Origin of the sequence: Methylobacterium sp. WL8, from assembly GCF_008040045.1 — a bacterium.
Taxonomy (GTDB): domain Bacteria; phylum Pseudomonadota; class Alphaproteobacteria; order Rhizobiales; family Beijerinckiaceae; genus Methylobacterium; species Methylobacterium cerastii.
In genome coordinates this window covers 25,654-40,000 of sequence record NZ_VRVF01000012.1, presented here as the reverse complement: position 1 = coordinate 40,000, position 14,347 = coordinate 25,654, and the positions used below count along the sequence as shown (strand labels likewise).

Sequence of the window (14,347 nt, the reverse complement as noted above, 5' to 3'; positions counted from 1 at the left end):
GCATCAGGCCGTGCGTGCCGCCGGCTCCAAGACTTCGGGTGTCGCGTTTTCCGGTGCCGAGGTCTTCGGTGCCGAGGTCTCCGGTGCCGGGGTCTCCGGTTCCAAGTTTTCGGGTGTCGCGTTTTCCGGTGCCGGGGTCTCCGGCTTCCGCTCTGCGTCGACGGTCACGGCGCCGGTCTTGTCGAAACGCAGCCGCACCGGGAACGGCGCCGCCTCGGCGTCGGTCGCGGCGACAGCCAGGAGGCTGATCCGCGGGCCGCCGCTGGTCACGGCCGTCATCAGGGCGTCGGCGCCGCCGTCCAGATGCGGAATCGTGCCGTCAACGACGAGGATCTCCGGGCGCCGCAGGATCGCGCGGGCGAGATCCACGATGGCCTGCTGGCGCGGCGTGAGCAGGCGGCCGCGGTTGCCCACGTTGAACTCCAGCCCGCGCAGGCGGATGCCGCGTTCGAGGTCGAACTCCTTCACGACGAGGCGGACCTGGCGCTGGATCTCGGCCTCGCCGTGCATGCGCGCGGTGTTGATCCGGCCGAAGAGCAGCGTGTCGAGCACCGAGCTGTGCCGGTTGATCCGCTCGGGATCGTAGGGCTCCACGTCCTCTTCGCCGTCCTCTTCGCCGTCCTCCCGCCGCAGGGCCTCGCGGATCGCGTAGCGCGCCGCCACGAGGCGGGCCTCATAGGGCCCGTCGAGGAGGCCGAGGCGCTGGCGCGGCTCGACGTAGGCCAGCGCCAGGGCGAGGAACGCCTCGTTGTCGGCGGCCGGGGGCGTCTCGTCGGCGTCCAACACCGAGAGCCGCTGCTCGAAGACCGGCAGCTCGTCCGGCGCGATCAGCGAGAACCGTCGGAACAGCGGATGGCCCGGAGGCACGTCGCGGAAGATCTCGACGAGGTTGCGGGCGATCGCCACGCCCATCCGGGCGAGGTCGTCGAGCAGGAACAGCTTGTCCAGCGCGGCGCGGAAGCGCGGCTCGGCGGCGAGGTCGCGCCCGGTCAGCGCCGGCACGGTGGGGACGCCGAACAGGAGGTTCTCGGCGATCGTCGCCTGCTCGTTGTAGCGCCGCGGATCGAAGGGGATCAGGAGGTCGCCCATGCCCGCGGCGGCGAAGTGCTGCTGCAGGTTCCGGCGCGCGGCGACGACCCGGCGCCCCGGGTCGGAATCGTGGCGCACGAGGCTGTAGGCGCCAAGGCCGAAGCGGTAGAGGTCGTCGCCCATGCCGAGGCGGTTCAGCAGGTCGAGCATGCGGGCGTCGAGGGCGGCGGCGTCCGCGACGCCGAGGGCGGCGTAGTCGATCCACGGATCGCCCGCGTCCTCGATCGGGTTTCCCGTGCGCCGGGCCTCGGCGCGGCGGCGCCGCGCGCGCTCGGGGCTGGCCGCGTCGTCGCGGATCACCGGGCGCCGGCGCAGGCCGTAGGCGAGGTTGTCGCGGATCGTGCCGGGGAACAGCACCGGCTCCGGCCCGGCATAGGCGATCGCGCGGGCGCGCCGGGCCTGCGGCAGGGTGGCGACGTCCACGCCGCCGACCCGCACCGTCCCGCCCTGCGGCACCTGCAGCCCGGCGACCAGGCGTGCGACGACGTGGCCGAGGCCGCCTGCCGGCGCCAGGATCGCCGCCTGCACCGGCATCGCGAGGCTGACGCCGCCGAGTTCGAGCGCGGGGCCGCCGAGGGGATCCTTGAGGCTGACGCCGTCGAGCTCGAGCGGGCCGCCGAGCGGCCGAACCAGGCCCTCGCCCTCGGGCTCGGACGGCCGCAGCCGGTGCGGCGCGAAGTGGGCGGCGACCGTCTCGTACTTCACCTCGACGTCGAGGCGCTGCTGGTCCCAGTCGATCAGCTCCTTCAGCGGCGGCGGCAGGTCTCGGTAGGCGGCCAGCACCGCCACGAGCTGGCCGATGTCGAGCTGGCCGCGCAGCGCGAACAAGCCGCCGATCGCGTAGAACAGGAATGGCGTGATCTGTGCGAGAAGGTTGTTCAGGTACTTGACGAGAAACTTGCGTCGATAGATGCGCAATCGCAAATCGTAGAGGCTGAACAATCGCCCGCCGATCTCGGCGCGCTCCCAGCGGCCGGTGTCGTTGACGGTGACCGCCTCGAGCCCGTCCAGCACCTCGCCGACCCGGCCGGCGAAGCTGCGCGACGCGATCTGCCGCCGCCGGCTTAGACGGATGATCTCGCGGCGCAGGCGCGGGATCACGATGATCTGCACCATCACGATCGACCCGGCGACGAGGCCGAGCCACAAATTCTGCATCAGGATGAAAATCAGCGCCGTCGCCGCCTGGGTCCCAAGGAAGCACGGCACCACCAGCGCGTCGCCGATGAAGGCGCCGATCGGCTCGACTTCGTCGCGGATGATGGTCGCGGTCTCCGACGACTTCACCTCGCGGGTGGTCTCCGGCGTGAAGCGGAGCATCAGCGAGAACAGCTCGAAGCGCAGGCGCCGCAGCATGCGCTCGCCGAGGACGCCCTTGCTCAGGTTGATCCAGAATTTGAACGCGCCGTTGATCAGCACGAGCGTCAGGAACAGCCCGGACAGCCCGAACAGCAACCCGGTGCGGTCGACCTGGAAGCCGGAGAACAGCACGTCCTCGTCGCCGCCGAGCCAGCCGGGCCAGTGGATGATCAGGTCGAGGAAGTCGACCGTGTCGTGCCCGTTCTTGAACGCCTTGCCGGAGATGGCGTCGTTGACGATGCGCTTGGGCAGGTCGAGCGAGGCGAAGTAGAACGGCAGCGACGCGAGCACGACGGCGCAGATCGCGAGCTGGTCGCGCCGCGAATGCCGCCAGATATAGCCGAAGAGCGTCGGCTCCAGATCGCGCATCACCCCTCCCCGGCCTTCGCCACGCTCCCCATACAGCCTCGTAGGCCCGCGCGTCACACGCATGTCACCCTGCGACGGAAAGGCGAAGTGCGGGCGTGCGACAGCTCACAGGTGCCGCCGACCGTCACGGCCGTCCTCCCGCGGGCATTGTCACGGCGGCCCGGCTTGTGCGACCGCAGGCCGGCTGCGACGCTGCGAGTGCGGCGGCGCGGCCGAGAGGCGGATCGCGATGCGGCAAGGGGGCGTTCGAGGATGAGACCGTGATGCGCGCGAGCCGCGTCCTGATCTATAGCCACGACACCTTCGGGCTCGGGCACCTGCGCCGCTCGCGCACGATCGCGAACGCGCTCGCCGGCACCGGCGAGGTCGAGGCGGTGATCGTCTCCGGCTCCGCGGTGGTGGATCGGTTCGCCTTCGCCCGCGGCGTCTCCGCGGTGCGGGTGCCGGGCGTGACCAAGCGGCCCGACGGCAGCTATGCCGGCCTCGACCCGCAGGTGCCGCTGCCGGAGACGGTGGCCCGGCGCGCCGACATCGTCCTGCGCACCGCGCGGGACTTCCGGCCGGACCTGCTGATCGTCGACAAGGAGCCGACGGGCTTCCACGGCGAGATGCTGGCGACGCTGGAGCATCTGCGCGCCCGCGACTGCCGCGTGGTGCTGGGCCTGCGCGACGTCCTCGACGCGCCCGAGCTGCTCGCGCCGGAATGGGAGCGCAAGGGGTCCTCCGAGGCGGTCCGCAGCTTCTACGACGAGATCTGGGTCTACGGGCTGTCGCGCATCCACCGGCCGCTGGCCGCGCTCCCCGTCGGCGCCGACTTCGCCGACCGCACGACCTATACCGGCTACCTCCGCCGCGCTGCGCCCCCGCCCCGTCCCGACCGGGCCGAGCCCGGCGTCGCGGCCGAGCCGTTCATCCTGGTCACCGCCGGCGGCGGCGGCGACGGCGACGGGCTGATCGACTGGGTGATCTCGGCCTACGAGGCCGACCCCGGCATCCCGCTGCCGGCGCTGGTCGCCTTCGGCCCCTTCCTGGCGCCGGAGAGCCGTGCGGCGTTCCTCGCGCGGATCGCGCGGATCGGACGGAACGTCTCGGCGATCACCTTCGACAGCGAGATAGAGTTGTTGATGGAGAAAGCCAGCGGCGTAGTAGCCATGGGCGGCTACAACACGTTCTGCGAGATCCTATCCTTCGACAAGCGCGCGGTGCTGGTGCCGCGCACGACCCCACGTCGGGAGCAGGAAATTCGCGCGACGGCCGCCGAGAGCCTCGGTCTCGCCCGCACCGTGCTGGAGGCGGACGGGCGCGATCCTGCGCGCATGGCGGCTGCGCTCCGCGCCCTCCCCGACCAGGCGCGTCCCTCGCGCGCGAACATCCCGGACCTGCTCGGCGGCCTCGACCGGATCGCCGAGCGCGTCCGCGCGCTGAACGCCGCCGCCCCGGCTCTCGCGCTCGGGGACCGGGCGTGAGCGAAGCCCGCATCGCGATCGTGCTGAAGGGCTATCCGCGGCTGTCGGAGACCTTCATCGCCCAGGAGATCCTGGCGCTCGAAGGGCGCGGCCTCACGCTGGCGATCTGGTCGCTGCGCCGCCCGACCGACGCGAGCCGCCATCCGATGCACGGCGCGATCGCGGCGCCGGTCTCCTACCTGCCCGAATACCTGCACGAGGCGCCGCTGCGGGTGCTGCGGGCGCTGGCCTCGGGCCTTCGGCGCCGGCGCTTCGGCGCCCTGGTCCGACAATTCACGGGGGATCTGCTGCGCGATCCGACCGCCTCGCGCGTGCGCCGCCTCGGGCAGGCCCTGGTGCTGGCCCGGGAGCTGCCCGACGCGGTCAATCACCTGCACGCGCACTTCCTGCACACGCCGGCCAGCGTCGCCTGCTACGCCGCGCTGCTGACCGGGCGAAGCTGGAGCTTCTCGGCCCACGCCAAGGACATCTGGACGACGCCTGACCGGGAACTCGCCGACAAGCTCGCCGACGCGGCCTGGGGGGTGACCTGCACCCGCGACGGGCTCGGGCGCCTGCGGGCGGTGTCCGGACGCGTTGACCCGGAACCCGGCCACGTCGCGCTCGCCTATCACGGCCTCGACCTCGCGCGGTTTCCCGAGCCGGCTGCCCGCCCGCCGCGGGACGGCACGGATGCCGGCGACCCGATCCGCCTGCTCTGTGTCGGCCGCCTCGTCCCCAAAAAAGGGCACGACGACCTGATCGAGGCGCTGGCGAGCCTGCCGCCGACCTTGAACTGGCGCCTCGACCTCGTCGGCGGCGGCGAGTTGCGGGACGCTCTGAAGGCTCGCGTCACCGAACGTGGGCTCGCATCTCGCATCACCTTCCACGGTGCGCTGGCCCAGCCGGCGGTCGTTGCGGCGATGCGGGCGGCCGACCTGTTCGTGCTGCCGACCAAGCCTGCGCCCTCCGGCGACCGCGACGGCCTGCCGAACGTGCTGATGGAGGCCGCATCGCAGGGGCTGCCAATCCTCGCCACGGCCTTCGCCGGGACGCCGGAGTTCATCACCGACGGGGTCGAAGGATGCCTGGTCCCGCCCGGCGATCCGGCGGCGCTGTCGGCGGCGATTCTCGCATTGGCCGGCGATCCGGCCCAGCGGCGGCGCCTCGCGGACGCCGCCCATACGCGCCTGCTGCAGGATTTCTCCCTCGACGCGGGCATCAACCTGATCGCCGGGCGGCTCGCCGCCTCGGCCGGGATCGAACTGCCGCGGCGCGCGGCGCCTGAGAGTTCGCCGGCGACGGGGGCCTGCGCATGCGGGTGCTGATCGCCGTCACGCACCTCCTCGGCGCCGGGCACCTGACGCGAGCCGCCGCAATCGGGCGCGCCTTCGCCGCCGCCGGCCATGCGGTGACGCTGGCGTCGGGCGGCGACCCGGCGCCGATAGTGCGGCTCGACGGCCTTCGCCACGTCCAACTGCCGCCGCTGCACGTCAACGGCACCGCCTTTACAAAACTCCTCGGCCCGGACGGGCAGGAAGCGGGTGCCGACCTGCTTGCAGCGCGCCGGGCACGGCTCCGGCAAGCGCTGGACGAGGCCGCGCCCGACGTGGTCGTCACCGAGCTATTCCCCTTCGGTCGCCGGGCGCTTGCCGCCGAATACCTCGACCTCGTCGAGGCCGCCGCGGCGCGGCGCCCGCGCCCACTTATCCTCGCCTCGATCCGCGACGTGCTCGTCGCGCCGGCCAAGCCCGAGAAGGTCCGCATCGCCCACGCGCGGATCGCCGCGCTGTACGACGCGGTGTTGGTGCATGGCGATCCCGCCCTCCTCCCCCTCGACGCCTCCTGGCCGGTAGACGCGGGGCTGCGGCCGAAGCTGCGCTACACCGGCTACGTCAACGAGGCGTCCGAGCCGGTCGAGGCGGGCGCGACCCGCTCGGGCATCCTGGTCTCGGCCGGATCGAGCGCGGCCGGGCGCGACCTCTGCCGCGCAGCGGCCGACGCCGCACGGCAGCGCCCGGACCTCGGCTGGCGCATCCTCGCCGGCAACGGCATCGCGCAGGCCGCGTTCGACGCCCTGGGGGCGGAGCTCGCAGACGGGGTGCTGACGCGGGCGGTGCCAAATTACCGGCCGCTGCTGGCGCGGGCGGCTGTGTCGGTGAGCGCCTGCGGCTACAACACCGCCGTGGACCTCCTCGCCACCCGGACGCCCTCCGTGCTGGTGCCGTTCGCGGCCGGTGCCGAGACCGAGCAGAGCCTGCGTGCCGAGCATCTTGCCGCCCGCGCCATTGCCCGAGTCGTGCCCGAGAGCGCGCTCTCCGCGTCCGCCCTCATCAAGGCGGTGGAGGCGGCCAGTGCGGAGCCGGCGCCTGACGCGCACAGCATCGATCTCGGCGGAGCGAAGCGGACCGTTGCGATCGTAGAATCGATCTTCGCGGCGCGCGGTGGGACCGAATGGGCAAACAGGAGCCCTTTCGACCGCCTGCGCGCCGTCCTCGACGACGCGGGTGAGAACGGCCGCGCGGTTTCGATCTGGTGGCGCGACGACGACGCTGTCGCCGCGACCCCGGCGCTCGACCGGCTGCTTGCACTCGCCGAATCGGTTGCAGCACCGCTCCTCATCGCGGCGATCCCGGCAGGCGTCGCGCCGTCCCTCGGCGCGCGGCTCTCCGATTGTGGGAGGGTCAGCCTCGCGGTGCACGGCCTCGCGCATGCGAACCATGCGGCGCCCGGCGGCAAACCGTCTGAATTCGGCGCCGACCGGACCCTGCTGTGCGCCGTCGCCGACGCCGCGGAGGGGCTGCGCTTAGCCCGCGCACGGCTTCCGGCGGATCGGCTCCTGCCGGTGTTCGTGCCACCGTGGAACCGCTTCGCGCCCGACCTCGCCGCCGCTCTGCCAGCGCTCGGTTATCGCGGCCTGTCGTCCGTACCAGCGGCGGCGGTACCCGGCCTCGTGCGCGCCGACGTAATGCTCGATCCGATCGACTGGCGCGGCACGCGCTCGCTCGTCGATCCAGAGCGGCTGGTCGATACCTTGTGTAGGGCGATCACGGAGGAAGCCAGCGGCCCGATCGGTCTGCTCACCCATCATCTGGCCCACGACGCAACGATCTGGGACTTCCTCGATGCGCTGCTCGCACTCCTGGCCCGGCACCCGGCGGTGGCAATCCGCGACCCACGGCAACTGTTCCAGGCGTCGGCGGTGGACGGGGTGACGCCGGCGTGCTGGACTCGCTGCGCCGACGTGCCCGCGAGGATCGCTTGAGCCCGCTCCTGTCCATCCAGAACCTGCAGGTCGACTTCGGCGGCCACGGTGCGCCGTTCCGCGCCCTGCACGGCCTTTCTCTCGACGTGACGCGCGGGCGGACGCTGGCGCTGGTCGGGGAATCCGGCTCGGGCAAGTCGGTGACCGCGCAGGCGATCCTGCGCATCCTGCCGCGGGCGGCCACGATCAGCGGCGGCCGCATCCTGTTCGACACCGGCCGCGGCGCGACTGACATCGCCGCGCTTCCCCCAGACGGACCGGAGATGCGCGCGATCCGCGGAGCCGGCATCGCGATGATCTTCCAGGAGCCGATGACCTGCCTGTCGCCGCTCCATACCATCGGCGACCAGGTCGGTGAGGCGCTGCGCATCCACGCGAACGCCAGCCGCGCCGAAGCCGACGCGCGGGCGAAGGATGCCTTCGCCCGCGTCGGCTTCCCCGACCCGGAGCGCGCGCTCCACACCTACCCGTTCGAGCTCTCGGGGGGCCTGCGCCAGCGAGCGATGATCGCGATGGCGCTGATCCTCAAGCCCGCCCTGTTGGTGGCCGACGAGCCGACGACGGCGCTCGACGTGACGACCCAGGCCCAGATCCTCGCGCTGCTGACCCGGCTACAGGACGAGACCGGCATGGCGATCCTGCTGATCACCCACGACCTCGGGGTCGTCGCCAACGTGGCCCACGACGTGGCGGTGCTGTATCGCGGCCGCCTCGTCGAGGCCGGCCCGCGCGACACGGTGATGCGAAAGCCCGGCCACGCCTACCTCAAAGCGCTGCTCCACGCCGTACCGCGCTTCGACATGGCGCCGGGCGAGCGCCTGACGCCGATCCGCCCGGCGAAGGCGGTCATCCAGCCGGCGCGCAAGCCCGTCGCGATCGACAGCCCGATCCTGCGCGTCGCCGGCGTCTCCAAGACCTTCACCCTGCGCTCCGGGCGGTTCGGCGGCCCGCCGCGGGTGGTGCGGGCGGTCTCCGACGTGTCGCTCGACCTCGCCCCCGGCACGACGCTCGGCCTCGTCGGCGAATCCGGCTCGGGCAAGACCACCGTGTCGAAGATGGTGATGCGTGCGCTCACCCCCGATTCCGGCCGGGTGCTGTTTAACGACGGCAGCGGCCCGCGTGACATCCACGCCCTGGCCGGCGCCGACCTGTTCGCCTACCGCCGCGCCGTGCAGTTCGTGTTCCAGGACCCCTACGCCTCCCTCGATCCGCGCATGACCGTGCGCCAGATCCTGACCGAGCCGATGGAGATCCACGGAATCGGCACCCGCGAGCGCCGGGCGCGGGCCGAGGCGCTGATGGCTATGGTCGGCCTTGAGGCCGGCGCGCTCGGGCGCTATCCGCACGCTTTCTCCGGCGGCCAGCGCCAGCGCATCGGCATCGCCCGCGCACTCGCCCTCGATCCGAAGGTGCTGGTACTCGACGAGCCGGTCTCGGCGCTGGACGTCTCGGTGCAGGCGCAGATCCTGAACCTGCTGAAAGACTTGCAGGCCGCGCTCGGCCTGTCCTACCTCATCGTCTCCCACAACCTCGCAGTGATCGACTACATGGCGGATACCATTGCGGTGATGTGCCGTGGGCGGATCGTGGGGCAGGCCCCGAAGGCCGCCCTGTTCCGCAACCCGGTTCACCCCTACACCCGCGCCCTGCTCGCCGCGGTGCCCGACCCGAGCCTCGACCACCCGCTCGATTTCTCTGCGATCACCGGCGACCATTCCGACCCGGTCCGTTGGCCGGAACCGTACCGGCTGGCGCCGGACGAGGCCGGGCACATGGTCGAGATCGAGCCGGGCTACTTCGTCCGGCAAGGCGCGGCCGACGCGCGGCGCGCCGCATGAGCGCGCCCCACCCGTCGCGCACCCTGGAACGCCTTCGCCGCCGGGTGCTCGCGCCATTCTTCGACCGGCTCGGCTACGACCTCGTGCCCGCCGCCCCCGACTGGTCGCACCGGCCGACCTCGCCGCGCGAGGTCGAGCTACTCCTCCGCTTCGCAGCCGAAAGTCTGGAGCGCGACCTCGCCTCGTCGGGGATCGCGACCGCGCTCGACGTGCACGCGGCGACGCGACAGTTCTGGGCGTTGATCCCGACGGCGCCGGTACGCCAGCGGCGCGGCGGCAGCGGCTTCAACGGCGCGCTCCAGCTCTATGTCGCAATGCGGGCGCTAGCGCCGGCCACGGTGATCGAATCCGGCGTGTTCCGCGGGCTGACGACCTGGGTAATCCGGCAGGCCTGCCCGGATGCGACGATCCATTGCCACGATCCGGACCTGTCGAACCTGCACTATCGCGACCCGCGGGCGCATTACAGCACCGCCGACTGGTCGACGGCAGACTGGTCGCGGCTCGATCCGGCGAAGACGGTCGCGTTCTTCGACGACCACGTCTCGCAGGCGCGCCGCGTGGTCGAGGCTCGGTGCTTAGGGCTCAATCGCCTGCTGTTCGACGACGACGCCGCCGGCCATCGCATCCACGCCCACGGCGGCCCGGCGCACCCGACCATCGCGATGATCGAGACCCTTCGCGATGCGTCTCGGCACGCTGCAGCCGAACCGATCCGCTGGCAGCGCAACGGCCGCAGCTTCGAACAGGCGATCGACGACCCGCTCGCCCGCGAAGCCGCCGCCGGCATCGCCCACGCCCACGCTTTCGAAGACCTGCACCGCGCGACCGGCTACTCGCCGGCGCGGCTCACCTACGTGTCGGTGCATCCCCCGGTGCCAACCGCGAGCGGGAGGGCGGCGTGAACGATCGGGACAGGCAAGACGTGCACATGTCGGATGGCGGCCTATCCCGCCGCGCGTTTCTGGTCGGCGTCGCGGTCGCCCCGGTGGCCTTCCTCGTCCCACGTTTCGCCCGCGCGGGTACCCCAGCGCCAGGGCCACCCGAAACCCCGCTGGTCGTCGATCCCCTCACCGCCGGGCGGAAGCTCGGCACGCGCGGCGGGACGATCCGCACGCTGATCGCGAAGGCGCGGGACGTTCGCTACCTCTCGGTCTACGGCTACACCCGCCTCGTCGGGTACGATGCCGACCTCATACTGCAGCCCGACGTGCTCGCCGCTGTCGCGGTCGAGGGCGGACGGTTCACCTTCACCCTGCGCAAGGGCCACCGCTGGTCCGACGGCGAACCCTTCACCACCGAGGACTTCCGCTACTACTGGGAGGACGTTGCGAACGATCGTGACCTGAGTCCGGGCGGGCCGCCCGACTTCCTGCTGGTCGACGGCCGTCCGCCCGTGGTCGAGATCGTCGATCCGATGACCGTGCGCTACGTCTGGGAGCGGCCGAACCCGCGTTTCCTGCCGGCGCTGGCCGCACCACGCGACCCTCTGATCTACCGTCCGGCGCATTACCTCAAGATGGTCCACCCGCGATACGTCGGCCGCGACAAGGCCGAGGCGGCGGCCAAGTCTCAGAAGCTTCGCGGCTGGGCGGCGCTGCACAACCGGATGGACGACAACTACGAGCTCAACAATCCCGATGCGCCGACGCTGCAGGGCTGGCGCCCGCGGACTCGCGCGCCGGCGACGCGCTTCGTGTTCGAGCGCAACCCGCATTACCATCGCGTCGACACCGCGGGCACGCAGCTGCCCTACCTCGACCGCATCGTCATGGACGTGGCTTCGACCGGGCTGCTCGTCGCCAAGACCAATGCGGGCGAGGCCGACTTGATGTTTCGCGGCTTGACGATGCCCGACATCCCGAGCCTCAAGGAGGGCGAGCGGGCGCACGGCTACCGCACCAACCTGTGGCCGATGGCGCGCGGCTCGGAGATCGCGCTCTATTCGAACCTGACGACCCTCGATCCCGGCTGGCGCGCGCTCAACCGCGACGTGCGCTGGCGGCACGCCCTGTCGCTCGCCATCGACCGGCGAACGCTCAACAACACGCTGCTGTTCGGCCTCGGCACCGAGGGCAACGACACGGCGATCCCGGCGAGCAAGCTGTATTCCCCGGAGCTTCGCACCCTGAATGCCGGCTACGACCCTGCGGCGGCGGAAAAGCTCCTCGATGCGGCCGGCCTCGACAAGCGCGACGCCTCCGGCATCCGCCTCCTGCCGGACGGGCGGCTGCTCGAGCTTGTGGTCGAGAGCGACGGCGAGGCCTCGATGGTCCTCGACGGGCTGCTGCTGATCGGCGAATTCTGGCGCGAGGTCGGGATCAAGCTGGTGGTCAAGCCGCAGGAGCGGACGAACCTGCGCCGGCGGTCGATCGCCGGGATGACGGTGATGGTGGCGGCGCAGGGCCTCGACCTCGCTGTGCCGACGGCGATCATGCCGCCGACCGAGCTGAGCCCGGCGCAGAGCGACCACTATTCCTGGCCGCGCTGGAGCCTCCACGCCGAGACGCATGGGGCGAGCGGCGAGCCGTGCGACGTCGAGGCCGTCCACCGCCTGATCGACCTCGACCGGCAGTGGCGCGACACCGACGACGTCGGCAAGCAGGCCGAGATCTGGCGCGAGATGCTGATGAACCACGCCGAGAACACCTGGGTGATCGGCACGGTCGGCGGCGCGCTGCAGCCGGTGGTCGCGGCAGAGCACCTCGCCAACCTGCCAGTCAAAGCGCTGTACTCGTTCGAGCCGACGGCGATGATCGGCGTCCAGCGCCTCGACGAGGTGTTCTGGGATCGCCCCACAGAGCGCCAGGCATCGCTGCGATGATCGCCGTCCTTCGCCGCGTCCTCACCATGGCGGTGACGCTGCTGGTGATCTCCGCCCTGGTCTTCGCGATCATCAAGCTGCCGCCGGGCGACTTCCTGACAAATCGGATCATGGAGCTGCGCTCCATGGGTGAGGCGGCCTCGGTCGCCAAGGCCGAGTTGCTGATCCGGCAATACGGCCTCGATCGCCCGGTCACCGAACAATACCTGATCTGGGTCGGCCTGATGCCGGGGCCGGCGGGCTTTTCCGGGCTTCTCCAGGGCGATTGGGGCTGGTCGTTCGAGTACGATCGCCCCGTCTCCGAGGTGGTCGGCGACGCACTTTGGCTGACGCTGGTGGTCAACCTCGCGGCTCTGGTCTTCGTCCACCTGGTGGCGATTCCGATCGCGATCTACTCCGCAACCCATCGCCATACGGCGGGCGACGCGATCGTCACCGTGCTCGGCTATGTGGGATTGGCGGTGCCTGGGTTCCTGCTGGCACTGATCCTGCTGTTCTACGCCAACATCTGGTTCGGCCTGTCGATCGGCGGCCTCTACGACGCCTCGTTCACGGGCAAGCCCTGGGACTGGCCCAAGATCAAGTCGCTAGTAGCCCACCTCGCCGTGCCGACGCTGGTGATCGGTCTCGGCGGCACGGCGGCGATGATCCGGCGGATGCGGGCGAACCTGCTCGACGAGCTGGCCAAGCCCTACACGGTGACGGCGCGGGCCAAGGGGATGCCGCCGTTGCGGGCGCTGCTGAAATACCCGTTCCGGATGTCGCTGAACCCGTTCGTGGCCGACATCGGCAACCTGCTGCCGCACCTCGTCTCCGGCTCGGTGCTGGTCTCGCTCGTGCTAAGCCTGCCGACGGTCGGCCCGCTGCTGCTCGACGCGCTGAAGAGCCAGGACCAGTTCATGGCCGGCTTCATCCTGATGTTCGTGGCGCTGCTGACGCTTGTCGGCATGCTGATCTCGGACCTCGTCCTCGTCTGGCTCGATCCGCGCATCCGCATGGGGGCGCGCTGATGGTGCCCATGGCGCCTCACTTCGTCGATCCGGCGCCGTTCGACCCAGAGGCCGGCGGCGGCCGCGATTCCGGCACGGCCTACGCCTCGGCCTGGCGGCTGATCTTCCGCAAGTTCCTGGGCCACCGCATCGCCGTCGCCTCGGCGATCGTGTTGCTTGCGTTCTACGCAGCTGTACCATTCGTCGAGTTCCTGGCCCCCTACGAGCAGGCCAAGCGCAACGGCGACTACCTGTTCGCGCCGCCGCAGGGCATGCACCTGTTCCACGAGGGCCGGTTCGTCGGGCCCTTCGTCTATCCCTACCGCGCCGAGCTGGACATGGAGACATTCCGGCGCGGCTACGTCACCGACACCGCCGCGCCGCAGCCGCTGCGATTCCTCTGCCGCGGCGACGCATACGCCGTCCCAGCGCTCGGCCGAGGCGACTGGCATCTGGTCTGCCCGTCCGAGGGCGGGACGCTCTACCTGTTGGGCACCGACCGCCTCGGCCGCGACCTGCTCTCGCGCATGATCTACGGCGCGCGGATTTCGCTGGTGATCGGCCTTGTCGGCGTCGCGATCTCGTTCGCCCTCGGGCTGCTGTTCGGCGGCGTCGCCGGGTATTTCGGCGGCCTCGTCGACGCGGCGGTGCAGCGGCTGATCGAGGTGGTGCGGTCGCTGCCCGAGTTGCCGCTCTGGCTCGCGCTGTCGGCGGCGCTGCCGCCGAACTGGAGCCCGCTCTGGGTGTTCTTCGGCATCACCATCATCCTCGGGCTGCTCGACTGGCCGGGCCTTGCGCGCGCGGTGCGCGGAAAATTGCTGGCTTTGCGCGAGGAGGACTTCGTGCAGGCCGCCGAGCTGATGGGTGCCTCACCCGCCCGCGTCATCGGCCGGCACCTGATCCCGAACTTCATGAGCCACCTCATCGCCTCGGCGACGCTGTCGATCCCGACGATGATCCTGGGCGAGACCGCGCTCTCGTTCCTCGGCCTGGGCCTGCGGCCGCCGGTGACGAGCTGGGGCGTACTCCTCAACGACGCCCAGAACCTCGCGGCAGTCCAGCTCTACCCCTGGCTGCTGCTGCCGGTGATGCCCGTGCTGGTCACGGTGCTGGCGTTCAACTTCCTGGGCGACGGGCTTCGCGACGCCGCCGACCCCTATCATTGAGGC

The 14,347-nt window shown here is 71.3% G+C and carries 9 protein-coding genes; 8 read left to right on the top strand and 1 reads right to left on the bottom strand.

All coding sequences use genetic code 11. The features are described from left to right. Positions 1 to 3 precede the first annotated feature (3 nt). Positions 4 to 2,817: an ABC transporter ATP-binding protein gene (locus tag FV234_RS06880; protein ID WP_147828504.1), complete on the bottom strand. Its 2,814-nt coding sequence runs from the start codon at positions 2,815 to 2,817 to the stop codon at positions 4 to 6. Positions 2,818 to 3,080: 263 nt separating this feature from the next. Between FV234_RS06880 and FV234_RS06875 the strand changes: the two genes are divergently transcribed. The 8 genes from FV234_RS06875 to FV234_RS06840 are packed head-to-tail and all read left to right on the top strand — an operon-like array spanning position 3,081 to position 14,344. Beyond that, positions 3,081 to 4,283 (top strand): glycosyltransferase, encoded by a 1,203-nt coding sequence (locus FV234_RS06875; protein ID WP_147828503.1) that lies wholly within the window; start codon positions 3,081 to 3,083, stop codon positions 4,281 to 4,283. After that, entirely contained in the window at positions 4,280 to 5,590 is a 1,311-nt protein-coding gene (locus FV234_RS06870) for a glycosyltransferase family 4 protein (RefSeq protein WP_147828502.1), read from the top strand. The genes FV234_RS06875 and FV234_RS06870 overlap by 4 nt, the downstream gene beginning before the upstream one ends. Next, positions 5,578 to 7,527: a glycosyltransferase gene (locus FV234_RS06865; RefSeq protein ID WP_147828501.1), complete on the top strand. Its 1,950-nt coding sequence runs from the start codon at positions 5,578 to 5,580 to the stop codon at positions 7,525 to 7,527. The genes FV234_RS06870 and FV234_RS06865 overlap by 13 nt, the downstream gene beginning before the upstream one ends. Next, positions 7,524 to 9,365, top strand: coding sequence for an ABC transporter ATP-binding protein (locus FV234_RS06860; protein ID WP_147828500.1), 1,842 nt, complete (start codon positions 7,524 to 7,526; stop codon positions 9,363 to 9,365). Before FV234_RS06865 ends, FV234_RS06860 begins: the two co-directional genes overlap by 4 nt. Continuing rightward, the gene (locus FV234_RS06855; RefSeq protein WP_147828499.1) at positions 9,362 to 10,270 is read left to right on the top strand and encodes a hypothetical protein; all 909 of its coding nucleotides are present in this window, start codon (positions 9,362 to 9,364) and stop codon (positions 10,268 to 10,270) included. Before FV234_RS06860 ends, FV234_RS06855 begins: the two co-directional genes overlap by 4 nt. Before the next feature lie 26 nt (positions 10,271 to 10,296). After that, a complete protein-coding gene (locus tag FV234_RS06850; RefSeq protein WP_147828539.1) occupies positions 10,297 to 12,189 on the top strand; it encodes an ABC transporter substrate-binding protein in 1,893 nt (630 codons plus the stop codon). Further along, complete coding sequence (locus FV234_RS06845) at positions 12,186 to 13,199, top strand: ABC transporter permease (protein ID WP_147828498.1); 1,014 nt, start codon at positions 12,186 to 12,188, stop codon at positions 13,197 to 13,199. Before FV234_RS06850 ends, FV234_RS06845 begins: the two co-directional genes overlap by 4 nt. Then, positions 13,199 to 14,344, top strand: a complete 1,146-nt coding sequence (locus FV234_RS06840) for an ABC transporter permease (RefSeq protein ID WP_187273604.1) — start codon at positions 13,199 to 13,201, stop codon at positions 14,342 to 14,344. Before FV234_RS06845 ends, FV234_RS06840 begins: the two co-directional genes overlap by 1 nt. Positions 14,345 to 14,347: the final 3 nt, after the last annotated feature.

Coding starts and splice junctions, on each gene's coding strand:
- FV234_RS06880 (WP_147828504.1), bottom strand. CDS start 2,817: ATGCGCGATCTGGAGCCGACGCTCTTCGGCTATATCTGGCGGCATTCG.
- FV234_RS06875 (WP_147828503.1), top strand. CDS start 3,081: ATGCGCGCGAGCCGCGTCCTGATCTATAGCCACGACACCTTCGGGCTC.
- FV234_RS06865 (WP_147828501.1), top strand. CDS start 5,578: ATGCGGGTGCTGATCGCCGTCACGCACCTCCTCGGCGCCGGGCACCTG.
- FV234_RS06855 (WP_147828499.1), top strand. CDS start 9,362: ATGAGCGCGCCCCACCCGTCGCGCACCCTGGAACGCCTTCGCCGCCGG.
- FV234_RS06850 (WP_147828539.1), top strand. CDS start 10,297: ATGTCGGATGGCGGCCTATCCCGCCGCGCGTTTCTGGTCGGCGTCGCG.
- FV234_RS06845 (WP_147828498.1), top strand. CDS start 12,186: ATGATCGCCGTCCTTCGCCGCGTCCTCACCATGGCGGTGACGCTGCTG.
- FV234_RS06840 (WP_187273604.1), top strand. CDS start 13,199: ATGGTGCCCATGGCGCCTCACTTCGTCGATCCGGCGCCGTTCGACCCA.